The following is a 23,990-nucleotide window of genomic DNA, read 5'->3' as shown; positions in this document are numbered from 1 at the left end:
CGGGGCGACGACGGGCAGGAGGGAGACGGACGGCACGCCTTCGACCTTATCCGCGACGGCGCGCAAGGGCGGGGGCTGTCCGTGTCAGAGCAGGTCCTGGCGTCCCGCGGCCCGCCACCCGTCGACCGCGGACTTCACGGCCTGGGCGTGGGCGCGCGTCGTCACGAGCACCGCGTCGGGCGTGTCGACGACGACCGCGCCCGGCACACCGAGCACCGTGACGGTGCGACCGGCACCCGGCACGACGAACGCGCCCGCCGCGTCGAGGCGCAGCACGGCGGACTCGTCGCCCAGCGTGTCGCCGGCCAACAGCTCCGCGAGCGAGTCGAAGTCACCGATGTCGTCCCACGTGAAGTCGCCCGGCACGACGGCCACGCCACCGGCGGCCGCGACCGGCTCCGCGATCGCGTGGTCGATCGCGATCTTGGTCAGGCCCGGCCACACGCGGTCCAGGACCTCGTCGCGCCCGGCCGTGTCCCATGCGGCGGCGATCTCGCGCAGCCCGGCCGCGAGCGCCGGCAGCTGCGTCGCCAGGTGGTCCAGGAGCACGCGGGCCCGGACGATGAACATCCCCGCGTTCCAGCGGTACTCCCCCGTCGCCAGGTAGGCGGCTGCGGTCTCGGCGTCGGGCTTCTCCGTGAACCCCGCGACGTGCGCGACGGTCGGGGCGCCGTCGAGGCCGAGCAGCGCGCCCGCCCGGACGTACCCGAACGCTGTCGACGGGCCGGTCGCGGCGATCCCGAGCGTCACCACGTAGCCCGCCCGGGCTGCCTCGACGCCCTCGCGCACCGCCTGCTCGAACGCCGCGGTGCCGTCGATGACGTGGTCGGCGGCGAAGGACCCCAGCACGACGTCCTCGCCGTGGCGCTCCAGGAGCACCGCCGCGGCCAGGCCGATCGCCGCCATGGAGTCACGCGGGGACGGCTCGGCCAGCACGTCGTCCGTCCCCAGCTCGGGCAGCTGGCCCGCGACGGCGACGGCGTGACGGGCACCGGTGACGACGAGCACCCCGCCCCGGCCGGTCAGCGGCAGCAGCCGGTCGACGGTCGCCTGCAGCAGCGTGCGGCCGGTCCCGCTGAGGTCGAGGAGGAACTTCGGGTGCCCGGCGCGCGACAGGGGCCACAGGCGCGTACCTGCTCCGCCGGCAGGGACGACGGCGTGGAAGCCGGGAATCGTGGTGGACATGGGCGCCAGGGTACCGACCAGGACACCCGGGATCCGGCTGTGCAATACCTCACAGCGGGGGCCCAAGGGCCCTTGCCGAGCGGTTGGGTACTGATCGGTTCACTACAGTTGACGCGACAAGGACGCCGTCGTCCGAACCTCTTCTTCGCCAGGAGGCCCTCCAGTGCCTGCCGCGACCTCCGAACGCGGAGCGCCGTCCGAACGCAAGGTGCCCGCCGGAACGCTGTACCGCGGGCGAGAAGGCATGTGGTCGTGGGTCGCGCACCGCGTGACCGGCATCGCGATCTTCTTCTTCCTGCTCGTCCACGTGCTCGACACGTCGCTCGTGCGCATCTCGCCCGAGGCGTACAACGACGTCATCGGCACGTACAAGAACCCGATCATGGGACTCGGTGAGGCCGGCCTCGTGGCCGCCATCGTGTTCCACGCGTTCAACGGCATCCGGATCATCCTTGTCGACTTCTGGGCGAAGGGCCCCAAGTACCAGCGCGTGATGCTCTGGGTGGTGGTCGGCCTGTTCGCCGTGACCATGGCGGGCTTCCTGCCCCGCCACCTCATGCACGTGTTCGGGGGCGAGTGATGACCACGATCGCCGACCCGAAGGCCCCTCGCGGCCCCCGCGCCAGGCCGTCCCGCCTGACGACCCGCGGCAACACCGAGCTGTACGGCTGGGTGTTCATGCGCGCGTCCGGCGTCGTGCTGCTGGTGCTGATCTTCGGGCACCTCTTTGTGAACCTGGTCGCCGGCGAAGGCGTCAAGGCGATCGACTTCGGCTTCGTCGCCGGCAAGTGGGCGTCGCCGTTCTGGCAGGTCTGGGACCTGCTCATGCTCTGGCTCGCGATGATCCACGGCACCAACGGTGTGCGCACGATCATCAACGACTACGCCGAGCGCGACGGCCTGCGGCTGGTCCTCAAGGGGCTGCTCTACCTCGCGTTCCTCGTCGTCGTCGTGCTGGGCACGCTCGTCATCTTCACGTTCGACCCGTGCCCGTCGGGCTCTCCCGCGGACCTGCTCCCGTCGTTCTGCACGGCGTCCTGACCTTCGCTTCCCCCAGAGACAGGAAGGCATCGACCCCGATGCAGACCCACCAGTACGACGTCGTGATCGTCGGCGCGGGCGGCGCCGGCATGCGCGCGGCCCTCGAGTCGTCGACGCGCGTGCGCACGGCTGTCATCTCCAAGCTCTACCCGACGCGCTCCCACACGGGTGCGGCGCAGGGCGGCATGTGCGCCGCGCTGGCCAACGTCGAGGAGGACAACTGGGAGTGGCACACGTTCGACACCGTCAAGGGCGGTGACTACCTGGTCGACCAGGACGCCGCCGAGGTGATGGCCAAGGAGGCCATCGACGCGGTGCTGGACCTGGAGAAGATGGGCCTGCCGTTCAACCGCACGCCCGAGGGCAAGATCGACCAGCGCCGGTTCGGCGGGCACACCCGCAACCACGGCGAGGCCGCCGTGCGCCGGTCCTGCTACGCCGCGGACCGCACGGGTCACATGATCCTGCAGACGCTGTACCAGCAGTGCGTGAAGAACGACGTCGAGTTCTACAACGAGTTCTACGTGCTCGACCTGCTCGTCGACCACGACCTCGCGGCCGGCCACGTGCCGGACGGCGAGGAGGTCAACGTCTCCGGCGTCGTGGCGTACGAGCTGGCCACGGGCGAGATCCACGTCTTCCAGGCCAAGTCGGTCGTGCTCGCCACGGGCGGCGCCGGGAAGATCTACAAGACGACCTCCAACGCGCACACGCTCACGGGCGACGGCATGGCGCTGGCGTACCGCCGTGGCATCCCGCTCGAGGACATGGAGTTCTTCCAGTTCCACCCGACCGGCCTGGCCGGCCTCGGCATCCTGCTGTCGGAGGCCGCGCGCGGCGAGGGCGGCATCCTGCGCAACTCCGAGGGCGAGCGCTTCATGGAGCGCTACGCCCCGACCATCAAGGACCTCGCACCCCGCGACATCGTCGCCCGGTCGATGGCCAACGAGGTGCGCGAGGGCCGCGGCGCCGGCCCCAACAAGGACTACGTGCTGCTCGACCTCACGCACCTCGAGCCGGCGCACATCGACGCGAAGCTGCCGGACATCACCGAGTTCGCGCGCACCTACCTCGGCATCGAGCCGTACACCGAGCCCGTGCCCGTGTACCCGACGGCGCACTACGCCATGGGTGGCATCCCCACCAACATCGAGGCCGAGGTGCTGCGCAACCAGACCGACGTCATCCGCGGCCTGTACGCCGCCGGCGAGGTCGCCTGCGTCAGCGTGCACGGCTCGAACCGCCTGGGCACCAACTCGCTCCTCGACATCAACGTCTTCGGCAAGCGGGCCGGCATCTCCGCCGCCGCGTACGCGCTGACGGCGTCGTTCGTGGAGCTGCCGGAAGACCCCGCCGCGACGGTCGTCGCCGGCCTCGAGGAGATCCGCACGCGGCCCGACGGCGAGCGCGTGGCGGACATCCGCCGGGCTCTCCAGGAGTCGATGGACCTCAACGCGCAGGTGTTCCGCACCGCCGAGTCCCTCACGCAGGCGCTCGACGACATCAAGGCCCTGCAGAAGCGGTTCCGCCACGTGTCCGTGCAGGACAAGAGCAAGATGTTCAACACCGACCTGCTCGAGGCCGTCGAGCTGGGCTTCCTGCTCGACATCGCGGAGACGGTCGTCGTCGGCGCCCTCAACCGTGACGAGTCGCGCGGCGGGCACTTCCGCGAGGACTTCCCGGACCGCGACGACAAGAACTACATGCGCCACACCATGGCCTACCGGCGCCCGTTGCCCGTCAAGGGGCACCGCCTGTGGGGCTCGGAGGGCGACGGCGACCACAAGGGCTCGTTCGCGCACATCACGCTGTTCGACGACTACCAGCTCGTGCTGGGCTCCAAGCCCGTCACGATGACCCGCTACCAGCCGATGGAGCGTAAGTACTGATGACCGCGACTCTGGATGCCCCGGCGGCTGAGGTCGGAGCCATTCCCTCGTTCGACGTGACCCTCAAGGTCCGCCGTTACCTCCCCGGCGAGGACGGCGCCGCCGCCGAGCCCTACTGGGACGAGTTCACCGTCCGCGCGCACGGCACCGACCGCGTGCTCGACGCCCTGCACAAGGTGAAGTGGGAGGAGGACGGCTCGCTGACGTTCCGCCGATCCTGCGCTCACGGCGTGTGCGGCTCCGACGCCATGCGCATCAACGGCCGCAACCGCCTCGCGTGCAAGACGCTGCTCAAGGACCTCGACCTCAAGAAGCCGATCACGGTCGAGCCCATCAAGGGCCTGCCCGTGATCAAGGACCTCGTCGTCGACATGGAGCCGTTCTTCGCCTCCTACCGCGAGATCATGCCGTTCCTCATCACCACCGGGAACGAGCCGACGAAGGAGCGCCTGCAGAGCGCCGAGCAGCGCGCGCGGTTCGACGACACCACCAAGTGCATCCTCTGCGCAGCCTGCACGTCGTCGTGCCCCGTGTTCTGGACCGACGGGCAGTACTTCGGCCCCGCCGCGATCGTCAACGCGCACCGGTTCATCTTCGACAGCCGCGACGAGGGTGGCGCCCAGCGCCTGGAGATCCTCAACGACAAGGAGGGCGTGTGGCGCTGCCGCACGACCTTCAACTGCACCGAGGCGTGCCCGCGTGGCATCGAGGTGACGAAAGCGATCCAAGAAGTCAAGCGCGCCATGATCACGCGCGCCTTCTGAGGCGCCCGAACAAGGTCGCGAAGGACCAGTCAAGCGCGCCATGATCACGCGCGCCTTCTGATGATCACTCGCGCCTTCTGACCTTGGCGACGTGCCCTCGTTGCGTGAAGGCTTCGTCGTGCCATGCGGAACGAAGTCTTCACCTAGCGGCGGGCGCGGGTCGCGCGCGGGCGGTGCTGCGCGCGATGATCGCGCGTGCCCTCTGACTCCTCGATGACCTCCGACGGCCCGACCGACGAGATCCCGCTGCCCGGCGGGAACGTCGGCGGGGCCGTCCGCGTCGGCGACACCGTGCGCCGCCCCACGGGCCCGTGGACGCCCGCGGTGCACGAGCTGCTCGACTACCTCGCCGACGCCGGGCTCCCCCGCATCCCGCGCGTGCTGGGCATCGACGACCGCGACCGCGAGATCCTCACGTTCCTGCCCGGCCGGGTGCTCGACATCGGGCGGGAGACGCTGAGCGACGCGCAGGTCCGCTCGGCCATGTCCTGGCTGAGGTCCTTCCACGCCGTGGTCGCGGGATTCCCGCGTGACAGCCGGCGCTGGCGGTTCGTCGAACGAGCCCTGCGACCGGGCGAGATCGTCTGCCACCAGGACAGCGCGATGTACAACATGGCGTTCGACGGTGACGATCTGGCCGGGGTGTTCGACTGGGACGTGGCCGGCCCGGGGATCCCGCTGGACGACGTCGCGATCTTCGCGTGGAACACCGCCGTCCTGTTCCCCGACGCCCCCGCGGACGAGGCCGCTCGCGGGCTGCGCACCATCGCGGACGGCTACGGCGGGCTCGACCCGCATGCCGTGCTCGACCGCGTCGTCACGCGCATGACCGATGCTGCCGACCGCATCGCGGCCGCCCAGGAGGCGGGCGATCCCGGCATGCTCCGGCTGGGCGAGGCCGGGGAGCCCGCGAACACACGCGCGCGCCTCGCGGTGCTGACACGGCGCCTGCCCGAGCTGCACGCCGCGCTGGACGACGCGCACTGATCTGTCAGGCCGGCGCCGGGGCCGCCGGGCCGCCCGGCGGCTCGACGTACGGCGGGTCGGCGGTCCAGGCGGCCGCCAGCAGCATGATCCGGGCGATGAGGTTGACCCAGACCAGCAGCGTGACGAGCACGGCCACGGAGGTGAACAGCGGGTTCTTGCTGACGCTCCCCGCCACGACGGTCGTGCCGAGCGTCCGCACGATGCCGAGGCCGACCGCCGCGATCACCGAGCCCCGCAGCAGGTCCCGCCACGGCGGGTTCTCCGCGGCCAGCACCCTGACCACCAGCAGGAACAGCGCGGCGTCGATCACGAAGGCGACGGCGATGCCGAGCGTCCGCAGCACGACGGTCGTCAGGCCGCTCAGGCCGAGGGCGTCGAGGATCCACGACGCCACCGTCCCGACGCCCGTGGTCAGCAAGGCGGACAGCAGCACCGCGACCCCCATGCCGACGAACCCACCGAGGTCGCGCGCCTTGCCGACCATCGGGTTGCCGCCGAACTCCGTCGCGAACATCGCGCGCACCGACCTGCGCAGGGCGGTCATCGCCGCGATCGCACTGAGCAGCAGCACCACGACGGCGACGATGCCGGCCACGGTCAGGTTGCTGGACAGCTCGAGCGTCGCGGGGTCGATCGCGCCCTGCCCGTCCCCGGTGTCGAGCAGGTGGGGATACGTGGTGTCGACCGCCTCCAGGACCCTCGCCCTCAGCTCCTCGTTGTCGCCGAGCACTGCGACGAACGCGGTATAGCTGATGGTCAGTGCGGCGAACACCGAGAACAGCGCCGCATAGGCGATGCCGCCCGAGAGCACGCCACCGCTGCGGGCCCGGAAGCGCGCGTTCGCCCGGCCGGGTCGGGTGTGCTTCCACCACAGGAACATTGCCGTGCCGCGGGCGGCGAGCGACGGCCTCGCGGCGGGCTGCGCTCGGTCGCCCGAGACCGCGGCGCGGCGCACCTGCGCCCCGCCCGTCGCCACCGCGGGGACTGTCTCGTCGGCTGCCATGCGCTGACCCTAGGTGGAGCCCGGAAGCCCGGTACAGCCGCTCGAGCCGGTGTCGCTCTCGCGCCGGTGCGCTCCGGGTCCCGCGCGTCAGGCGTCCGCCGGGGCCGGATCCTTCGCTGCCGTGTCGACGTACGGCGGGTCCGCGGTCCAGGCGGCCGCGAGCAGCACGATCCGCGCGATGAGGTTGATCCAGACGAGCAGCGTCACGATGACGGCGACCGAGGTGAACAACGGGTTCTTGTTCACGCTCCCCGCGACCACCGAGGTGCCCAGGATCCGCACGACCCCGATGCCGACGCCCGCGATGACCGCACCCCAGCGCAGGTCGCGCCAGGGCGGGTTCTCGCCGGCGAGCACCTTGACCAGCAGCAGGAAGATGGCCGCGTCGATGACGAACGCGACGAGGATGCCGAGCACACGGAGCACGACCGTCGTCGAGCTCCCCCATCCCAGGGCCTCGAGCACCCACGACGCCGCGCTGGCGACACCCGTGGTCACCAGCGCCGAGATCAGGACCGCGACGGCGATGCCGGCGAAGCCGCCCAGCTCGCGCGCCTTGCCCAGCACCGCGTTGCCGCCCCCGTCGGACGCGAACATCGCGCGCAGGGCGATCCGCAGGGCGGCCATGGCCGCGATCGCGCTCAGCAGCAGGACGACGACGGCGATGATGCCCGTGACCGTCAGGCTGCCGCTCAGCACCAGCGAGTCGGGGTCGATCATCCCCGTGCCGTCGCCGGTGTCGATCAGGCCCGGGAGCGAGGCGTTCACCGCGTCGAGCACCTTCTGACGCAGCTCGTCGTTCCCGCCGAGCACTGCCATGAAGATCGTGTAGCCGATGGTGAGCGCCGCGAAGACGGAGAACAGGGCCGCGTAGGCGATGCCGCCGGTGAGCACGCCGCCGCTGCGGGCGCCGAACCGGGCGTTCGCCCGCGCGGGGCGCGTGTGCTTCCACCACTCGAGCAGCGACTTCGCCCTCGTCACCAGCGACGGCTTCGAGGTCGGTTCCGACGGGTCGGGCGCCACCGCGGCCGCGCGCGTGTGCGCTGCTCCCGCCCCCGCGGCCGGTCCCGTCTGGTCCCGTGCGGGAGTGCCGTCGGCCGTCATGACCCGACCCTAGGTCGCGGCGATGACCCCGGCATCTGCGGGCGATCCCGCCAGCGTGAAGTCCCGCGCGGGCCGCCACACGCCGTCGTCGCCGTGCGCGTAGCTGTGGAAGCTGTCCACGACGAACGAGGCGTCGAAGTCGGCCAGGCCMGCGAACGCCTCATCGAGCTGCGGGTCGGCCACCTCGTGCGCGACGGTCACGTGCGGGTGGTAGCGGAACCGGAGCTCCTGCTCGAGCACCCCGGACCGGACGCTGCTCTCGAGGCGCGCGCACCCGTCCGCGCCCGCGGCCACCTGCACGAACACCACCGGCGAGACCGGACGGAACGTCGCGGTCCCCCGCAGCCGGACGACGAACGGCGCGTGCTGCGCGGCCACGGCGGCCAGGTGCTCGTCGACGGACGTGATCTCGTCGTGCTCGATCACGGTGGGACCCAGCAGCGTGATGTGCGGCGGGATGAAGTCCGCCCAGGGGTCGCCGAACCGGGCCCGAGCCGCCTGCAGCACCGAGCCGTACGGCTCCGGCACGGTGATCGCGACGCCGATCCGGACCTGGTCGCCGGATCGCTCCGGCAGCCTCACGCGCCGACTCGCGCGCGGGAGCGGCGCGGGAGGAGCCCGCTGCGGTCGTAGAGCCGTTCCAGGGTGGCCCCTGCCAGGTCCCGGGCGCGGTCGGCGCCGTCGGCCAGCACGTCGTCGAGCGACGACGGGTCGGACAGGTACCCGTGCACCCGCGCCTGGAAGGGCGTGAGGAAGTCGACGACGACGGCGGCCAGGTCGACCTTGAGGTCGCCGTAGCCCTTGCCCGCGTAGTCGGCCTCGAGCGCGGCGACCTCGCGGCCGGTCAAGGCGGAGTAGATGGTGAGCAGGTTGGAGACGCCCGGCTTGCCCTCGGGGTCGAACCGGATCTCCCGGCCCGCGTCCGTCACCGCGGACCTGATGCGCTTGGCGACGACCTTGGGGTCGTCCAGCAGCTCGATCAGCCCGTTCGGGCTCTCCGCCGACTTGCTCATCTTGGCCGTCGGGTCCTGCAGGTCGTAGATCTTCGCCGTGGCCTTGACGATGTGCGGCTCCGGCACCACGACCGTGTCCGGCCCGAACCGCGAGTTGAGGCGCTGCGCAAGGTCCCGCGTGAGCTCGAGGTGCTGGCGCTGGTCCTCGCCCACGGGCACGAGGTTCGTGTCGTAGAGGAGGATGTCCGCCGCCATGAGCACCGGGTACGTGAACAGCCCGACGGTGGTGCCCTCGGTGCCGTGCTTCCCGGACTTGTCCTTGAACTGCGTCATCCGGTTGGCCTCGCCGAACCCGGTGTGGCACGACAGCAACCAGGCGAGCTCCGCGTGCTCGGGCACCTGCGACTGCACGAACAGGATCGAGCGGTCGGGGTCGACACCCGCGGCCAGGTACTGCGCGGCGGTCCGGCGGGTGCGGTCCCGCAGGACCGACGGGTCGGGGCTCACGGTGAGGGCGTGCAGGTCGACGACGCAGTAGAGCGCGTCGTGGTCCTCCTGCAGGGCGACCCACTGGGTCAGCGCGCCGAGGTAGTTGCCCAGCTGGAGGGAGTCGGACGTGGGCTGCATCCCGGAGAAGATGCGCGACTGCTGCGGCGCCAAGACCATCGGACCATTCTGTCAGGGTGGGGACGCCCGGCTGTGCGGGTTCCGTCCCGGCGGGAGGGGGCAGGCGGGTGGACCGGCGTCAGGTCGCCTCGTCGTCGTACGGGCTGGGTCTCGGGGGGCTCRCCGCCGCGGCAGCGGCCACCCCGCCAGCCGCGGCCGCCCCGGCGGTGGCCGCGCGGGCAGCCGCAGCTCCCGTCACCGGCCGGGTGGCCGGGGTGCTCACGGGTCGGACCGGGTCGTCCTCGAGGAGGGCGTCGCGCACGATGCGTCGCGGGTCGTACTTGCGCGGGTCGAGCGCGGACCAGTCGACGTCGCCGAGCTCGTCGCCCAGCTCCTGGTCGACTCGCGCCTTGGCGTCGCGGATGAACGCGCGCCCCTTGCGGACCCACAGGCCCAGCTGCTCGGCGTAGCCCGGGAGCCGCTCGGGGCCGATGACCAGCGCGGCGACGACGAGCAGCACCAGGAGCTCTCCGCCGTTGATCCCGAACACCGGGTCAGAGTACCTCTCGCCCCTGAGAACCCGGTGCCCGCCTGGGGTCAGTCCGTGGGCGACTCGTCGAGCTTGACGCGGACGTCGCGCTCGCTGGAGCCGCTGCGCACGTGCAGCACGATCGTGTCCCCCGGCGTCCGCGCGCGGATGGCGACGATGAGCTCGTCGGGGTCGGTGACGGGACGGCCGTCGATGGCCAGGATGATGTCGCCCGGGTGGATGCCGGCCCGCTCGGCGGGGCCGTCGGCCGTGATCGGCTGCTGGCCGGACTGCGAGTCGCCCGAGACCTGCACGCCCTCGCCCGAGTACCGGTCGTCGAGGAGCACGCCGATGATCGGGTACGTCGCGTGCCCGGTCTCGATGAGCTGGTCGGCCGTGCGTCGCACCTGGTTGGACGGGATGGCGAAGCCGAGGCCGATGCTGCCGCCGACGAGCGCGGTGGAGCCCGGAGGCTGCGCGATCGCGGAGTTGATCCCGATGACCTCGCCGGCCGCGTTCACCAACGGCCCACCGGAGTTGCCGGGGTTGATCGCCGCGTCGGTCTGGATCGCGTTGATGAACGCCTGGCGGTCCGTCTCGGTCGCCTCGCCCGCCGACACGGGCCGGTTGAGCGCGCTGACGATGCCCGTGGTCACGGTGCCGGCGAGCCCGAGGGGCGCACCCACGGCCACGACGGCGTCCCCGACCACGACCGCGTCCGAGTCCCCGAGAAGCAGCGGCGTGAGGCCCTCGACGTCGACCTTGAGGACGGCGAGGTCGTAGTCGGACGTGCTGCCGACGATCGACGCGGCCTGCTCGCTGCCGTCGACGAACGTGACGGTGATCGTGGTCGACGCCGCCTCCTTCGCCTGCGCGATCACGTGGTTGTTGGTGATCAGGTACCCGTCGCCCCGCAGCACGAAGCCCGACCCGGTGGCGCTGCCCTGCGGCCCGTCGACCTGGATCGACACGACGCTCGGCAGCACGCCCGCGGCGATGCCGGCCACCGAGTCCGGCGCCCGCTCGATCGTGCCGTCGCCGACGGTGGCCACCGGCAGACCGGCGTCGGCGAGGTGGTCGTCCTTGCTGACCCGCGCCCCGACGGCACCGCCGATCGCGCCCGCGACGAGCGCGAGGAGGACGAGCGGGACCACCCAGGCGACCGAGAGCGTGCGCCGACGCTTGCGGTGCAGGACGACCGTGTGCGGCACGCCCGTCGCAGGTGGTGCTGGCTCCGCGGGGCCGGTCGCGTACGGGACGCCCTGCCAGGGCGCGGCACCGGTGGGCTGCTGGGCGCTCGGGCCGGCCGGGTTCGGCGGTGCGTACGGCGACTGCCCTGCGACGGAGGCCGACGGCGGGTACGTCGACGGCGGTGTGTAGGCGGGCACGGAGCCGTGCGGGACCGACCAGTGGGATCCCGGCGGCCGGACCGGCACGGGGGCGACCCGGGGTTCGGCGATCGACGGGTCGGGGCGTCCGGCGTCGACGGGCTCCAGCGGCGTCGTCGGCGCGGGTCCTGGGCTCGGGTGCGCTGCCGGCAACGGCGCTGTGGGCGCGGATCTCGAAGGCTCGGATGCTGACTGGGGTGCGTCCGGCGCGGATTCCGCCGGGGCGGGCGGTGCCGACGCGACAACCGGCTCGCCCACGACCGGCGCGGGCGGGACGTTCGACCACACGGGCCAGGTCGGCGGGCGGTCCTCGACCACGGGCTCGACCGCCCCGGCGTCGGCCGGGGGCGCCTCGGGCGTCGGCGGGAGGTCACGGCGTCCCGACGGTGAGACGAACGGGCTCGTCGGCGCCGCGTCCGCGGGGCGGTCCGGGGCGGGTCCGGCCGGCTGCGCGTCGTCGTCGGGGGTCGTCATGGCCGTTCGAGCGCTCCTGTCACGGTGTCCCAGCCCCGCGTGATCCGCGCGGGGACGCCATCGTCGAAGGCGCCGCCCGGAAAGGCTCCCACAAGTGTCGCGGCGTCGTCGGACGACTGCGAGCCGACCACCTGGACCACGGTGGCGTCCGCCTGCCACACCACGTGCCACGGCTCGTACGAGAGCACGTACACCTCGCGGCCGCCGACCTCACCCGTCGGGGCGCCCGCGAGGGCCGTCGTGTCCAACCGTCCTTGCTGCTCCGTGACCACGAGCGAGGCGCCGTCGGGGCCGAGCACGTCGACCTCGAGCACACCCGCGTCGTCGCCGGACCACCGGACGGCCGTGACGGACCAGCCGTCGGGCAGCTCCTGCGGGAACGACCACTCGTGCGCACGCAGCCACGACGTGGTCTCGGTGTCCGCGGACTCGTCGGTGACGACCGGCCAGGCGGCGGTGCCGATCGAGCCGGTGCGCGTGGCCGGGTCGACGGTGACGGCCTGACCGAGGAGGGTGAGGTCGGCGCCCGGGTGCACGCTGGGGACGACGTCGGGCCGCTCCCCCAGCACGAAGAGCATCGCGGCGACCGCGCCGAGGCCCGCCATCGAGCCGGCCGCGATCCGCACCGACGACCGCCGCTGGCCGACGTCGCCGCGCAGGGACGAGCCGGACCGCCAACCGCGCGCACCCAGACCACCGCTGGCGACGCCGTAGGACGCGAGCTCGTCGCGCGACTGCCGGACGGGCGGCGCGAAGGGGTCGCCACCCGCCGGCTCGGTGCTCGCGGCGAGCGAGAGGAGCCGGGCCGTGAGGTCCGGGGCTGGCGCCATCTCGTCGGCCGACGCCAACGCCCGGCGGGCCGCGCGGGACGCGGCGAGCTCGGCGGAGCACTCGGGGCAGACCGCGACGTGCGCGAGGGCCCGCTCGGTGTCCGCCACCGAGAGCTGCCCGTCGACCAGCGCGCTGATCCGCGACCCGAGGTGGCTCATCCGAGGACCGTCAGCGGGGTGTCGTCGTCGGCGGGGGCGAGGGACCCGGGGGCGCGGTGCTCCAGGGAGACGCGCAGCCGCGCGCGGGCGCGGTGGATGCGGGACCGGACGGTGCCCAGCTTGATGCCGAGCGTGACCGCGATCTCCTCGTACGACAGGCCCTCGATGTCGCAGAGGACCACGGCCGCGCGGTACTCCGGAGGCAGTTCGTCGAGCGCCTTCTGGATGTCGAGATCGAGGTTGCCGTGCTCGAACGCGCGCTCCGGGGCGCCGAGCTGGTCGCCCGAGGCGTAGCGCTCGGCGTCCTCACCCATGGCGTCCATCCGGATGCGCTGCCGCCGGCGGGCCTGGTCGAGGAAGAGGTTCGTGGTGATCCGGTGCAGCCAGCCCTCGAACGTGCCGGGTGTGTAGGAGTGCAGCGAGCGGAAGACCCGGACGAACGTCTCCTGCGTGAGGTCCTCGGCGTCGTGCTTGTTGCCGGTCAGGCGGTAGGCGAGCCGGTAGACCCGTGCGGAGTGGTCGCGCACGATGTCTTCCCACGACGGTGCCTGCCAGGCGGCGGGCTGGACGGTCATGGGGTCGGTCTCCTCGGTGCGTGCCATCGTGCTCCAGTGTCCCAGGTGGAACTGTGAGGCTCGTTCGGTAGGAACGCCTCCGGCGGCCCAGAAGTTCCGCCGTCAGCGGAGCCGACCACCTCCCGCGTCGATCGGGGCCCCGCGGCTACGCTGGCAGACGACCGTTGTAGCCCCGTCAGCCCGCCCAGGAGGCAGCCATCTCCACCGACAAGGCCCAGAGCTGGGTCTACTGCGAGGAGTTCCTGCAGGAGGACGACATCGTGCTGCGGGCCCGCGAGCGCGCGGCCCAGCTCGGGTGCACGCCCGTCCTGCCCGGATCAGGTGCCGCCCTCAGCGTGCTGGCGGCGGCCGTGGCGGCTCGCGCGGTCGTCGAGATCGGCACCGGCGCCGGCGTCGGCTCCCTCTACCTGCTGCGCGGCATGCCCGCCGACGGCGTGCTCACCACCATCGACCTCGAGGTTGAGCACCAGCGCGCCGCCAAGGAGGCGTTCGTCGAGGAGGGCGTGAAGCCCACCCGCACGCGCACGATCTCCGGCCGCGCCCTCGACGTCGTCCCGCGCCTCACCGACGGCGGCTACGACCTCGTGTTCGTCGACGCCGACAAGGAGAACTACCCGGGCTACGTCGAGCAGGCCGTGCGCCTGCTGCGCCCGGGCGGCGTCCTGGTGGTCGACAACGCGCTCTGGCACGACCGGGTGGCGGACCCCGCGCGTCGCGACGAGACCACGACCACCATCCGCGAGGTCGGCCGCATCGTCCGCGCGGACGACCGCTTGCTCCCCGCCCTCCTGCCCACCGGCGACGGCCTGCTGGTCGCGGTCAAGCGCTGACGCGGTAGGGGCGGAAGAACTCGCGCAGCTCCCGCGCGTACAGCTCGGGCTCCTCGAACGGCGCGAAGTGGCCGCCCCTCGGCGGCTCGGTCACGCGCACGACGTTCGCGGTGCGCTCGAGCCAGGCGCGCGGCGGGCGGAGGATGTCGCCGGAGAAGAGCGAGAAGCCGGACGGCACCTCGACCCGACGGGCGTGCTGCTCGGAGGGGATCGCGGCGTTCGCGACGTACATCCGCATCGAGGAGCCGATCGTGCCCGTGAGCCAGTACATGGTGACGTTCGTGAGGATCTCGTCCCTCGTGTAGCTGCGCTCGACGTCGCCGCCGCAGTCGCTCCACGCCCGGAGCTTCTCGACGATCCACGCGGCCAGCCCGGCCGGGGAGTCGGTGAGGCCGACGGCTGCGGTCTGCGGCTTCGTGCGGTGGACGGCACCGTAGGCGCCCTCGGCCGCGAGCCAGGCCGCGGACTCGTCGAGGAGTGCGCGCTCCTCCGGAGCCAGGACCTGCCGGTCGCCGGTGAAATGAGGAATGCCGCCGTCCATGCGGTGGACGGCGACCGCGCGGTCAGGAAAGTCGAGCCCGAGGAATCGGCCCACGGCGCTGCCGATGTCCCCGCCCGCCGCTCCGAACCGCCCGTACCCGAGCACGTCCATCAGTTCCGCCCACAGAGCGGCCACGGCGACCGAGTCCGGCGACGGACCGACGGGGCGGTCGGAGTACCCGTAGCCCGGCATGTCCGGGACGACCACGTCGAACGCGTCGGCGGGGTCGGCTCCGTGCGCTCCCGGGTCGGTGAGCAGCGGGATCACCTTGGTGTAGCGCCAGAACGAGTCCGGCCAGCCGTGGCACAGGACCAGCGGCAGCACGGGGCCGGTCGGCGCCACGGCTCGGGCGTGCACGTAGTGGATCCCGAGCCCGCCGAGCGAGACGCGGAAGTGCGGCAGCGTGGCGAGCGCAGCCTCCTGCGCCGGCCAGTCGAACTCCTCCGCCCAGTAGGTGACCAGGTCGCGGAGGTAGTCGACGTCCGCGCCGAGCGACCAGCCGGCATCCTCAGGGGCGTCCGGCCAGCGCGTCGCGCGCAGTCGCGCGCGCAGGTCCTCGAGGGCCGCGGGGGCGGTCTGCAGGGTGAACGGCTCGGGGCGGGCAGGCACGTCCGGCATGCGTCTCACCCTAGGGACGCAGCGCTCGCACGTCAGCAGATCCCGCGTTGACGGACCCCGCAGGCGTCGTCAGCGCAGGTCGTCGAGGTAGCGCAGCAGCAGGCGGGCGCCGAAGCCGGTCGCACCCTCGGTGACCTCGTGCTTGTCGGCGGTCGCACGCGCGGGGCCGGCGATGTCGAGGTGGGCCCAGCGACGCTGCCCGACGAAGTGCCGCAGGAACAGCGCCGCGGTGATGGACCCGCCGCCGATGTGCTTGTCGAGCGGCACGTGCCGCAGGTCCGCGACGTCGGAGCGCACGGCCTCCTCGTACTCCTCGACCAGGGGCATGTGCCAGGCGAGCTCACCCGACGCGTCGGCGGCCGCGACCAGCGCGGTCACCAGGGCGTCGTCGGCGGAGTAGAGGGCCGCGTGCTGCTTGCCGAGCCCGAGGGTCGCCGCGCCGGTCAGGGTCGCGACGTCGATGAGCACGTCGGGGTCGAGGGTGGCGTCCGCCCAGGCAAGCGCGTCGGCGAGGACCAGGCGGCCCTCGGCGTCGGTGTTGGCGATCTCGACGGTGGTACCGCCCCACATCGTGAGGACGTCGCCGGGCCGGTAGGAGGCGCCGCCGAAGTGGTTCTCGGCGAGCGGAAGCACCGCGGTGACGCGGTGGGCGACGCCCGCGGCGGCCGCGCCGAGCACGGTCGCCAGCGCGACGGCCGCACCGGTCATGTCCGTCTTCATCGGGACCATGCCCTCGCGCGGCTTGATCGACAGGCCACCCGTGTCGAACGTGATGCCCTTGCCGACGACGACGACGTGGCGCCCACCCGCGGTCGCCGGCGTGTACGAGACGGTGACCAGCCGGGGCGTCGACGCCGAGCCGGCGCCGACCGCGAGGATGCCGCCGAATCCCTCCGCGACGAGCTCGCGGGGGCCGCGGACGGTGACCTCGAGCCCGGCCTTCGTCGCCAGGCGCTTCGCCTGGTCCGCGAGCCACGCGGGCGTCTTGGTGTTGGACGGCGTCGTGGCCAGGTCCCGGACCAGCCAGGTCGCCGTGGCCGCGGTGCGGCCCTCCGCGACGGCGGCCGAGGCGCGGGTCCCGTCCCGACCGAGCAGCACGAGCTCGGCGGCGTCCGTGGAGCGGGAGGGGGCAGCGGCGGCGCTGGGCGGGACGTAGGCCGCCAGCAGGTAGCCCTCCGCGACCGCCCGTGCGGCGGTCGCCGCGGCCGATGCGTCCTGGTGGGCCTCGGCGCCGAGCGTGGTGACGACCTGACGCAGACCCCGGGACGAGCGCGCGAGGGCGGCACCGGCACGACGCAGGTCGGCCGGGCGTCCCGTACCGACGCCGACCAGCACCAGGCGCGGCGGAAGGTCGGCCCAGGGCAGCGTGACCGACGAGCCGACCGGCCGGGGCAGCTGCAGGACGTAGATCTCCCCCGCCGCACCGGTCAGTCGTGCACGCTCACCGATCTCGGCCAGGTCCACGCCGTAGCGCGCCGCGGCCTCGGCCGTGCCCTCGAGCGGGCGCAGCGCGTCGTCGCCCGCTCGCGCCGGGGCCACGGGGATCGCGACCGCGTCCGTCGACCCGTCGGTGAGCAGCGTCGTGGTCGCGATGCTGCCGCCGGAGACGGTCACCGCGGGCGGCGTGCGCCCGATCGGCGACCGTGCCGATGTCGTGCTTGCCCGTGCCATCGTCAGCTGACGACGGACGTCAGGGCCTCACCCAGCTCCGCGGCCTCGGTCGCGTTGAGCTCGACCACCAGCCGTCCACCGCCCTCGAGCGGCACGCGCATCACGATGCCGCGCCCCTCCTTCGTGACCTCGAGCGGGCCGTCACCGGTCCTCGGCTTCATCGCGGCCATGCGGGGCCTCTCCTTCGCTTCGTGCGTCCGGTGCGCGGCTCGTGCGGAGCGTTTTCGCGCACCGCACGTCGTCGTCGTCTGCCGGTTGTCCGAGAGTCATCCTAGTTCACCCCGGGCCCCTCACCTGTCCGGATGCCGGTCAGGCCACCGATCGGACGAACGTCCAGTCCGACCGGAGCGGGCGCCGGACCGATCACGGCGGCCAGTCGGCCACCGGGTTGGCGTGCCACATCTGCCGGACCCACAGCACCTGCAGCCCGAGCATGAGGACGACGACCGCGCCGAACCACCATCGCCGCCCCGCGGGCGGGCGCGTGACGACCCCGGCGGTGACCGCGGCGAGCGGGAACGCGAGGAGCAGGAACCGCGCCAGGCTGCTGCCCGGCTCGACCACCGCGGCGATGTAGACGACGTAGGCGGCGGCCCACGTGTGCAGCTCGTTGCCCAGCCGCCAGGCCGCGGGTACCACGAGCACCGCGATCACCAGCGCGAAGCCCAGCCCCACCACCAGCGGCGCCCGCGACCCGAACCAGAACTCCGGGACGTAGGACCAGCCGCCGAACGGCTCGACCTCCCGGACACCACGCCACGCCTCCTGCGTCTGCAGGTAGCCGTCGGGCACGCCGGTCACCCAGCCGCAGATCGCCGGCCACAGCAGCCCGGACGCGGCGGACAGCACGGCGAGCGCAGCGAGGCCCCCGGCCGTGCGCCAGGTGAAGGTGTCCGTCCCCCGGCGCGACCCCCACCAGCGGACCGCCGCGTGCACGACGACGACCGCGGCCATCGGCAGCGCGACGGCGCGCGTGAACCCGAGGGCGACGACGACGAGGGCCATCCACCAGTAGTCGCGCCGCAGGAGCAGCAGCAGGGCGCTCGCGACGAGCAGCAGCGCGAGCGCCTCGGTGTAGGCGGTCTGCAGCACGGCCGCCGTCGGGAAGACGCTCACCAGCGCGACCGTCGCCAGCGGGAGCCCGGGGCGGGCCGCGACCGCGCGGGGTGCGCCGCGGACCACGGTCCGGTGGATGGCGAGCACGGCACCGGCACCCAGGACGGTGGCCAGCAGCGGCGCGACGACCTCCCACGGACCGCCCGTGACCTGCATGATCCCGCGCGCGAGCATCGGGAAGAGCGGGAAGAAGGCCCACGCGTTCTGCTGGACCAGGCCGTCGGCGCCGCGCGGCAGCTCGGCCGGGTAGCCGTTCTCGGCGACGTTCCGGTACCAGGAGCCGTCGAACATGAACCCGACGTACGGGAAGTAGCCCGGGTGCGGGCCGGTCCAGGGGTTCTGGTCCTGCACGCTGGCCACCCACAGGAAGACGACCGTGGTGAACAGCCGGGCCGCAGCGTAGACGGCGAGCACCTGGACCCACCAGGGCCGGCTCACGGCCCACGCCCAGGCGCCGGCGGCGACGGGCTCCGCAGTCGGCCCGTCGACCTCCTGCACCTCGCTCACGCCAGCCCCCTGACCGCCCGGGCGGGGGGTCGGTCCCCGCGGATGCTGGCGACCATGTCCAGGGTGCGCCTCGTCGCACGCACGTCGTGCGCCCGGAAGACGCGCGCACCGAGCCACGCGGCGACGGCCGTGGCCGCCAGCGTCCCCTCCAGCCGCTCCTCGGCGGGCAGGTCCAGGGTCTCGCCGACGAAGTCCTTGCGCGAGAACGCCATGAGCACCGGAAAGCCGAGCGCGACCAGCGCCTCCGTGCGGCGGACCAGGTGCAGCGAGTGCCACGTGTTCTTGCCGAAGTCGTGCGTGGGGTCGACGAGCACGCTCGCGKGGTCGATGCCGAGCGACACCGCCCGCTGCGCCGCCGCCGACACCGTGCGGACGACGTCGTCGAGCACGCCGTCGAGCGGCTCCGGGCCGGGGTACTCGACGCGGAACGGGTCGGTGCGCGGTCGTGCGCCCCCGGTGTGCGAGCAGACGATCCCGAGGCCCCGCTCGGCGGCGACCTCCATGAGCGTGGGGTCGTGGCCCGCCCAGGTGTCGTTGACCAGGTCCGCGCCCTCGTCGGCGGCCGCGCGCGCCACCTCCGCGCGCCACGTGTCGACGCTGATCGGCAGGTCCGGGAAACGGGCGCGCACGCGCCTGACCAGCGGGATCACGCGCGCGATCTCCTCGTCGGCCTCGACCCGCGGCCCGCGGCCCGCGCGCACGCCGCCGAGGTCGACGATGTCCGCGCCCTCGTCGACCGCGCGTGCGACCGCGTCGTCCGCCGCCGCGTCGTCGTACCGCGCCGGGGCGTAGAACGAGTCCGGCGTGCGGTTGACCACGGCCATGACGACCGGGCTGTCGGGGCCGATCCAGCGCCCCCGGAGGCGCAGCCCCGCGCCCGGCGACGGCGTGGTCACCGGGAGGACTCCTGGGCGGTCTGCTGCGCGCGGGCCGTCGCGGCGGCGGCGGCCTCCTCCTCGGCCCGCAGCTGGGCGCCACGCTCGAGCACGATGTCGACGGCCTCCTGCGCCGAGTCGACGACCTTGAGCAGCTCGAGGTCCGCGGCGGAGATCATGCCGCGATCCAGCGAGGCCGTGCTCACCCAGTCGACGAGCCCCTGCCAGTAGTCGCGCCCGACGAGCACGATCGGGAAGCTGATCACCTTGTGGGTCTGCACCAGCGTGAGCGCCTCGAACAGCTCGTCGAACGTGCCGAACCCACCGGGCATCACCACGAAGCCCTCGGAGTACTTCACGAACATGGTCTTGCGCGCGAAGAAGTACCGGAAGTTCACGCCCAGCTCGACGTAGTCGTTCATGCCCTGCTCGAACGGCAGCTCGATGCCGAGCCCGACGGACAGCCCGCCCGCCTCGAGCGCGCCGCGGTTGGCCGCCTCCATGATCCCGGGGCCGCCCCCGGTGATCACCGCGTAGCCCGCCTCGACCAGCAGCCGGGCCACCTCCATGCCGATGGCGTAGTCGGGGTGGTCGACGGGCACCCGCGCCGAGCCGAACACGCTGACCGCGGGGCCGACCTCGGCGAGCGCCCCGAAGCCCTCGACGAACTCGCTCTGGATCCGCATCACGCGCCACGGGTCGCCGTGCACCCAGTCGGCGCTGCCGGCGCCGCTCAGCAGACGCTGGTCGGAGGTGGTCTTCGGGATCTGCTGGCCGCGCAGCAGGACCGGGCCCTTGCGGTAGCCGTGCCCCGGTGCGGACAGACCGTCGTCGCTCATGGCCCGACTCTAGGTCGAGCGGGGGCCCGCGACGGTCGCGTCGCCCGTTCGACGCGCACCGTTCACCTCGAGAACCGGCGTGACCGTGGCGAGGTCCGGCCGTGACCTAGGGTTGTCGCCATGACTTCACGGACGGCCTGGGGATTCGGCCTGGCCACGGTGGCCGACGACGGCACGACCCTCGACGTCTGGTACCCGTCCCCCGCGCTGGGTTCGCCCGCCGACGACGCCACCGCGCCGGACCAGCTCGCCGCGGGCGCGCGCGTCGACGAGGCGCGGCGCGTCCGCGTCGAGGTCGTGCTCACCGTCACCGACCTCGACGCCCCGCTGACCGACACCGCGGACGCCTACCTGCGGCTCCACCTGCTGTCGCACCGCCTGGTCCAGCCGCACGGCCAGAACCTCGAGGGGCTGTTCAACGTGCTGCCCAACGTGGTGTGGACCGACCGGGGGCCGTGCGCGGTCGACGGCTTCGAGGAGACCCGTGGCCGCCTCCGCGCCGCGACCGGCGTCGCCCCGACGGTGCTCGGCGTCGACAAGTTCCCGCGGATGGTCGACTACGTGCTGCCGTCCGGGGTCCGGATCGCCGACGCCGACCGCGTCCGGCTCGGCGCGCACCTGGCCGCGGGCACCACCGTCATGCACGAGGGGTTCGTCAACTTCAACGCGGGCACGCTGGGCACGTCGATGATCGAGGGCCGCGTCTCGGCCGGTGTCGTCGTCGGCGACGGGTCGGACATCGGCGGCGGCGCCTCGATCATGGGCACCCTGTCCGGCGGCGGGCGCGAGGTCGTCTCCATCGGTCGGCGGACGCTGCTCGGAGCCAACGCGGGCGTCGGCATCCCGCTCGGCGACGACTGCGTGGTCGAGGCCGGCCTCTACGTCACCGCCGGCACCAAGGTCGCACTGATCGGTTTCGAGGACGCCGGGCGCGTGGTCAAGGCGCGCGAGCTGGCCGGCCGCGACGGCGTGCTGTTCCGCCGCAACTCCCTGTCCGGCGGGGTCGAGGCCGTCGCGCGCGCAGGCTCGGGCGTGCAGCTCAACGCCACGCTGCACGCCAACGAGTGAGCGCTCGCCGGCGCCGGCGGGCACGTCGCGCGGGCTGCGCGGTCGTCCTGGTGCTGGCGGTGCTCGTGGCCGGGGTGGCGGCGGTCGTCGTCGCCCTCTCCCGGATGCACCCCGCTCCCCCGGCGGCGGAGCGGTGCGTCGCCGAGGTCGACGGCACGCGGTGGTCGTTGACTCCTGACCAGGCGCAGAACGCCGCGCTCATCGCCGCCGTCGGCATCCAGCGGGGCCTGCCGGCCCGGGCCGTCACGATCGCGCTGGCCACGGCCCTGCAGGAGTCCAAGCTGGTGAACGTCGCGCACGGCGACCGCGACTCGCTCGGCCTGTTCCAGCAGCGGCCGTCGCAGGGCTGGGGCACCGAGGCGCAGGTGCAGGACCCCGTGTACGCGACCGGCCGCTTCTACGACGGGCTGGTCAAGATCGACGGCTACGAGAACCTGCCGATCACCGAGGCCGCGCAGGCCGTCCAGCGCTCGGGCTTCCCGGAGGCGTACGCCCAGCACGAGTCACGGGCGCGCGCCTGGGCCTCGGCGCTCACCGGCTGGTCACCCGCGATCCTCACCTGCCGGCTGCACGACCCGGACCCGGGCGCCGCGTCCGCCGACGCCGCCGTCGCGCGGGTGCAGCGCGACCTCGGCGCCGTCCCGGTCGCCGCGACGCCGCTGCCCGAGGGCGGCACCGCGCTCGTCCTCGACACGTCGGCCGTCGGMGCCGAGGCCGACCGCGCACGGCTCGACTGGGCCGTCGCGCAATGGGCCGTCTCGGTGGCGCAGCCGCTCCAGCTGACCGCGGTCGACGTCGCCGACCAGACCTGGGACCGCGAGCAGAGCACGTGGGCGCCCAGCACGGACCCGCTCCCCGCGGGGAGCGTCCGGCTGCATCTGGCGGGCTAGCGGGCGTCGACCTCGACGTGGTCGCGGGCTCGCCTCACGCGGCCGCCGACCATGGCCGAGCTCAGCGGGCGTCGACCTCGACGTAGTCCCGGGCTCGCCTCACGCGGCCGCCGACCATGGCCGAGCTCAGCGGGCGTCGACCTCGACGTAGTCCCGGGCTCGCCTCACGCGACCGCCGACCATGGACGAGCTCAGCGGGCGTCGACCTCGACGTAGTCCCGGGCTGTTGCCCCCGTGTAGATCTGCCGCGGGCGGCCGATCTTCGTCTGCGGGTCCGTCATCATCTCGCGCCACTGCGCGATCCACCCGGGCATGCGGCCCAGGGCGAACAGCGGGGTGAACATCTCGTCGGAGAAGCCCATCGCCCGGTAGATCAGGCCCGTGTAGAAGTCGACGTTCGGGTACAGCTTGCGCGAGATGAAATAGTCGTCGGAGAGGGCGATCTCCTCCAGGCCCATCGCGAGGTCGAGCAGCTCGTCGTTGTGGCCGAGGGCCGCAAGCACCGAGTCGGCGCTCTTCTTCACGATCGCCGCGCGGGGGTCGTAGTTCTTGTAAACGCGGTGCCCGAAGCCCATGAGACGGACGCCGGGCTCCTTGTTCTTCACGCGCTTCATGAACTCGGTGGCGTCGCCGCCGTTGGCCTGGATCTCCGTGAGCATCTTCAGCACGGCCTCGTTGGCGCCGCCGTGCAGCGGGCCGGACAGCGCGTTGATGCCGGCTGCGACGGACGCGTAGAGGTTGGCGTGGCTGGAGCCGACGATGCGGACGGTCGACGTCGAGCAGTTCTGCTCGTGGTCGGCGTGCAGGATCAGCAGCTGGTCGAGGGCCTGGACGACCGTCGGGTCCGGGTCGTACTGCTGGTACGGGACCGCGAACGTCATCCGCAGGAAGTCCTCGACGTACCCGCGCGAGTAGTCCGGGTAGAGCAGCGGCTCGCCCTTGGACGCCCGGTGGACGTACGACGTGATGGTGCGCGTCTTGGCCAGGATCAGCACCGTGGCCAGCTCGACGGTCTCGGGGTCGAACGGGTCCAGGGACTCGGGGTAGAACGTGGACAGCGCGTTGATCGCCGACGACATCACGGCCATCGGGTGCGCGTTGCGCGGGAACGTCCCCATGAACGTCCGGAAGTCCTCGTGCACCAGCGTGTGGCGGTTGACCCGCTCCTCGAACGCGTCGAGCTCGGTCGTCGTCGGCAGCGCGCCGTGGATCAGCAGGTACGCGACCTCGAGGAACGAGGAGTGCTCGGCCAGCTGCTCGATGGGGTACCCGCGGTAGCGCAGGATACCCTCGTCGCCGTCGATGTAGGTGATCTTGGACTCGCACGACGCGGTGTTCATGAACCCCGGGTCGACGGTGACCTTGCCCGTGTCACGCAGGAGCGAGGAGACGACGATCCCGTCGTTGCCCTCGGTCGCGGTCACGATCGGCAGGTCCTTCGACTGGCCGTCGACGATCAGCTGGACCGGTGCGGTGACGACGTCCGACATGGTGTTCCTCTCCTGCGACTCCCGGCCCTGCGGGGATGTCCCGCGCGTCCGGTGCGTC

The 23,990-nt window shown here is 72.9% G+C and carries 24 protein-coding genes; 8 read left to right on the top strand and 16 right to left on the bottom strand.

Annotated elements, in window-relative coordinates; translation table 11 throughout:
* Nucleotides 1-84 precede the first annotated feature (84 nt).
* Nucleotides 85-1,185, bottom strand: coding sequence for a mannose-1-phosphate guanylyltransferase (locus ACXJKA_RS00900; protein ID WP_456823272.1), 1,101 nt, complete (start codon nt 1,183-1,185; stop codon nt 85-87).
* A gap of 208 nt (nt 1,186-1,393) precedes the next feature.
* On the opposite strand from ACXJKA_RS00900, the gene sdhC reads away from it, so the two are divergent.
* The 5 genes from sdhC to ACXJKA_RS00875 all read left to right on the top strand — a co-directional run bounded on the left by sdhC (nt 1,394) and on the right by ACXJKA_RS00875 (nt 5,866).
* Nucleotides 1,394-1,765 carry a succinate dehydrogenase, cytochrome b556 subunit gene (gene sdhC, locus ACXJKA_RS00895; protein ID WP_456823373.1) on the top strand — a complete coding sequence of 124 codons (372 nt, stop codon included), beginning with the start codon at nt 1,394-1,396 and terminating at the stop codon, nt 1,763-1,765.
* Nucleotides 1,765-2,226 carry a succinate dehydrogenase, hydrophobic membrane anchor protein gene (gene sdhD, locus ACXJKA_RS00890; protein WP_456823271.1) on the top strand — a complete coding sequence of 154 codons (462 nt, stop codon included), beginning with the start codon at nt 1,765-1,767 and terminating at the stop codon, nt 2,224-2,226. The genes sdhC and sdhD overlap by 1 nt, the downstream gene beginning before the upstream one ends.
* A gap of 38 nt (nt 2,227-2,264) precedes the next feature.
* Nucleotides 2,265-4,115, top strand: a complete 1,851-nt coding sequence (gene sdhA, locus ACXJKA_RS00885; protein ID WP_456823270.1) for a succinate dehydrogenase flavoprotein subunit — start codon at nt 2,265-2,267, stop codon at nt 4,113-4,115.
* Nucleotides 4,115-4,879 carry a succinate dehydrogenase iron-sulfur subunit gene (locus ACXJKA_RS00880; protein ID WP_456823269.1) on the top strand — a complete coding sequence of 255 codons (765 nt, stop codon included), beginning with the start codon at nt 4,115-4,117 and terminating at the stop codon, nt 4,877-4,879. The genes sdhA and ACXJKA_RS00880 overlap by 1 nt, the downstream gene beginning before the upstream one ends.
* A gap of 195 nt (nt 4,880-5,074) precedes the next feature.
* The gene (locus tag ACXJKA_RS00875) at nt 5,075-5,866 is read left to right on the top strand and encodes a phosphotransferase (RefSeq protein WP_456823268.1); all 792 of its coding nucleotides are present in this window, start codon (nt 5,075-5,077) and stop codon (nt 5,864-5,866) included.
* Between the two features lie 4 nt (nt 5,867-5,870).
* Here the strand turns inward: ACXJKA_RS00875 and ACXJKA_RS00870 are convergent, their stop codons facing one another.
* The 8 genes from ACXJKA_RS00870 to sigE all read right to left on the bottom strand — a co-directional run bounded on the left by ACXJKA_RS00870 (nt 5,871) and on the right by sigE (nt 13,514).
* Entirely contained in the window at nt 5,871-6,869 is a 999-nt protein-coding gene (locus tag ACXJKA_RS00870) for a YihY/virulence factor BrkB family protein (protein WP_456823267.1), read from the bottom strand.
* Nucleotides 6,870-6,956: 87 nt separating this feature from the next.
* A complete protein-coding gene (locus ACXJKA_RS00865) occupies nt 6,957-7,973 on the bottom strand; it encodes a YihY/virulence factor BrkB family protein (protein ID WP_456823266.1) in 1,017 nt (338 codons plus the stop codon).
* 9 nt (nt 7,974-7,982) lie between these two features.
* The gene (locus ACXJKA_RS00860; protein WP_456823265.1) at nt 7,983-8,555 is read right to left on the bottom strand and encodes a 2'-5' RNA ligase family protein; all 573 of its coding nucleotides are present in this window, start codon (nt 8,553-8,555) and stop codon (nt 7,983-7,985) included.
* Complete coding sequence (gene trpS / locus ACXJKA_RS00855; RefSeq protein ID WP_456823264.1) at nt 8,552-9,592, bottom strand: tryptophan--tRNA ligase; 1,041 nt, start codon at nt 9,590-9,592, stop codon at nt 8,552-8,554. The genes ACXJKA_RS00860 and trpS overlap by 4 nt, the downstream gene beginning before the upstream one ends.
* 79 nt (nt 9,593-9,671) lie before the next feature.
* Nucleotides 9,672-10,082 carry a Sec-independent protein translocase TatB gene (locus ACXJKA_RS00850; RefSeq protein WP_456823263.1) on the bottom strand — a complete coding sequence of 137 codons (411 nt, stop codon included), beginning with the start codon at nt 10,080-10,082 and terminating at the stop codon, nt 9,672-9,674.
* 47 nt (nt 10,083-10,129) lie between these two features.
* Nucleotides 10,130-11,923 carry a trypsin-like peptidase domain-containing protein gene (locus tag ACXJKA_RS00845; RefSeq protein WP_456823262.1) on the bottom strand — a complete coding sequence of 598 codons (1,794 nt, stop codon included), beginning with the start codon at nt 11,921-11,923 and terminating at the stop codon, nt 10,130-10,132.
* The gene (locus tag ACXJKA_RS00840) at nt 11,920-12,912 is read right to left on the bottom strand and encodes a zf-HC2 domain-containing protein (protein WP_456823261.1); all 993 of its coding nucleotides are present in this window, start codon (nt 12,910-12,912) and stop codon (nt 11,920-11,922) included. The genes ACXJKA_RS00845 and ACXJKA_RS00840 overlap by 4 nt, the downstream gene beginning before the upstream one ends.
* Nucleotides 12,909-13,514, bottom strand: coding sequence for an RNA polymerase sigma factor SigE (gene sigE, locus ACXJKA_RS00835; RefSeq protein ID WP_456823260.1), 606 nt, complete (start codon nt 13,512-13,514; stop codon nt 12,909-12,911). Before sigE ends, ACXJKA_RS00840 begins: the two co-directional genes overlap by 4 nt.
* Before the next feature lie 170 nt (nt 13,515-13,684).
* On the opposite strand from sigE, the gene ACXJKA_RS00830 reads away from it, so the two are divergent.
* Complete coding sequence (locus tag ACXJKA_RS00830) at nt 13,685-14,317, top strand: O-methyltransferase (RefSeq protein WP_456823372.1); 633 nt, start codon at nt 13,685-13,687, stop codon at nt 14,315-14,317.
* Here ACXJKA_RS00830 and ACXJKA_RS00825 read toward each other — a convergent pair.
* The 6 genes from ACXJKA_RS00825 to ACXJKA_RS00800 form a co-directional block, all read right to left on the bottom strand.
* Nucleotides 14,307-15,476 (bottom strand): epoxide hydrolase family protein, encoded by a 1,170-nt coding sequence (locus ACXJKA_RS00825; protein ID WP_456823259.1) that lies wholly within the window; start codon nt 15,474-15,476, stop codon nt 14,307-14,309. The genes ACXJKA_RS00830 and ACXJKA_RS00825 overlap by 11 nt on opposite strands.
* Nucleotides 15,477-15,545: 69 nt before the next feature.
* Nucleotides 15,546-17,147: a leucyl aminopeptidase family protein gene (locus ACXJKA_RS00820; protein ID WP_456823258.1), complete on the bottom strand. Its 1,602-nt coding sequence runs from the start codon at nt 17,145-17,147 to the stop codon at nt 15,546-15,548.
* A gap of 2 nt (nt 17,148-17,149) precedes the next feature.
* Entirely contained in the window at nt 17,150-17,317 is a 168-nt protein-coding gene (locus ACXJKA_RS00815) for a DUF3117 domain-containing protein (protein WP_013772033.1), read from the bottom strand.
* 193 nt (nt 17,318-17,510) lie between these two features.
* Nucleotides 17,511-18,770: a hypothetical protein gene (locus ACXJKA_RS00810; protein ID WP_456823257.1), complete on the bottom strand. Its 1,260-nt coding sequence runs from the start codon at nt 18,768-18,770 to the stop codon at nt 17,511-17,513.
* Nucleotides 18,767-19,666 carry a dihydropteroate synthase gene (folP, locus tag ACXJKA_RS00805; RefSeq protein ID WP_456823256.1) on the bottom strand — a complete coding sequence of 300 codons (900 nt, stop codon included), beginning with the start codon at nt 19,664-19,666 and terminating at the stop codon, nt 18,767-18,769. Before folP ends, ACXJKA_RS00810 begins: the two co-directional genes overlap by 4 nt.
* Entirely contained in the window at nt 19,663-20,484 is an 822-nt protein-coding gene (locus tag ACXJKA_RS00800) for an LOG family protein (RefSeq protein WP_456823255.1), read from the bottom strand. Before ACXJKA_RS00800 ends, folP begins: the two co-directional genes overlap by 4 nt.
* Nucleotides 20,485-20,604: 120 nt before the next feature.
* Between ACXJKA_RS00800 and dapD the strand changes: the two genes are divergently transcribed.
* A complete protein-coding gene (dapD, locus tag ACXJKA_RS00795; RefSeq protein WP_456823254.1) occupies nt 20,605-21,552 on the top strand; it encodes a 2,3,4,5-tetrahydropyridine-2,6-dicarboxylate N-succinyltransferase in 948 nt (315 codons plus the stop codon).
* Nucleotides 21,549-22,442 (top strand): hypothetical protein, encoded by an 894-nt coding sequence (locus tag ACXJKA_RS00790; RefSeq protein ID WP_456823253.1) that lies wholly within the window; start codon nt 21,549-21,551, stop codon nt 22,440-22,442. Before dapD ends, ACXJKA_RS00790 begins: the two co-directional genes overlap by 4 nt.
* 191 nt (nt 22,443-22,633) lie before the next feature.
* On the opposite strand, the gene ACXJKA_RS00785 is transcribed toward ACXJKA_RS00790, so the two are convergent.
* Nucleotides 22,634-23,932: a citrate synthase gene (locus ACXJKA_RS00785; RefSeq protein WP_456823252.1), complete on the bottom strand. Its 1,299-nt coding sequence runs from the start codon at nt 23,930-23,932 to the stop codon at nt 22,634-22,636.
* Nucleotides 23,933-23,990: the final 58 nt, after the last annotated feature.

Source organism: Cellulomonas sp. P5_E12 (genome assembly GCF_054049315.1).
The sequence above is the reverse complement of the archived record's forward strand: the minus strand, read 5'-3'. Positions and strand labels throughout refer to the sequence as shown.

Excerpts from the sequence above, each read along its gene's own strand:
- ACXJKA_RS00840 (WP_456823261.1), bottom strand. The coding sequence starts at position 12,912 with ATGAGCCACCTCGGGTCGCGGATCAGCGCGCTGGTCGACGGGCAGCTC.
- ACXJKA_RS00815 (WP_013772033.1), bottom strand. The coding sequence starts at position 17,317 with ATGGCCGCGATGAAGCCGAGGACCGGTGACGGCCCGCTCGAGGTCACG.
- ACXJKA_RS00825 (WP_456823259.1), bottom strand. The coding sequence starts at position 15,476 with ATGCCGGACGTGCCTGCCCGCCCCGAGCCGTTCACCCTGCAGACCGCC.
- sdhD (WP_456823271.1), top strand. The coding sequence starts at position 1,765 with ATGACCACGATCGCCGACCCGAAGGCCCCTCGCGGCCCCCGCGCCAGG.
- sdhA (WP_456823270.1), top strand. The coding sequence starts at position 2,265 with ATGCAGACCCACCAGTACGACGTCGTGATCGTCGGCGCGGGCGGCGCC.
- ACXJKA_RS00845 (WP_456823262.1), bottom strand. The coding sequence starts at position 11,923 with ATGACGACCCCCGACGACGACGCGCAGCCGGCCGGACCCGCCCCGGAC.
- ACXJKA_RS00820 (WP_456823258.1), bottom strand. The coding sequence starts at position 17,147 with ATGGCACGGGCAAGCACGACATCGGCACGGTCGCCGATCGGGCGCACG.
- ACXJKA_RS00900 (WP_456823272.1), bottom strand. The coding sequence starts at position 1,185 with ATGTCCACCACGATTCCCGGCTTCCACGCCGTCGTCCCTGCCGGCGGA.
- ACXJKA_RS00785 (WP_456823252.1), bottom strand. The coding sequence starts at position 23,932 with ATGTCGGACGTCGTCACCGCACCGGTCCAGCTGATCGTCGACGGCCAG.
- ACXJKA_RS00865 (WP_456823266.1), bottom strand. The coding sequence starts at position 7,973 with ATGACGGCCGACGGCACTCCCGCACGGGACCAGACGGGACCGGCCGCG.
- ACXJKA_RS00870 (WP_456823267.1), bottom strand. The coding sequence starts at position 6,869 with ATGGCAGCCGACGAGACAGTCCCCGCGGTGGCGACGGGCGGGGCGCAG.
- ACXJKA_RS00800 (WP_456823255.1), bottom strand. The coding sequence starts at position 20,484 with ATGAGCGACGACGGTCTGTCCGCACCGGGGCACGGCTACCGCAAGGGC.
- ACXJKA_RS00880 (WP_456823269.1), top strand. The coding sequence starts at position 4,115 with ATGACCGCGACTCTGGATGCCCCGGCGGCTGAGGTCGGAGCCATTCCC.
- sigE (WP_456823260.1), bottom strand. The coding sequence starts at position 13,514 with ATGGCACGCACCGAGGAGACCGACCCCATGACCGTCCAGCCCGCCGCC.
- dapD (WP_456823254.1), top strand. The coding sequence starts at position 20,605 with ATGACTTCACGGACGGCCTGGGGATTCGGCCTGGCCACGGTGGCCGAC.
- trpS (WP_456823264.1), bottom strand. The coding sequence starts at position 9,592 with ATGGTCTTGGCGCCGCAGCAGTCGCGCATCTTCTCCGGGATGCAGCCC.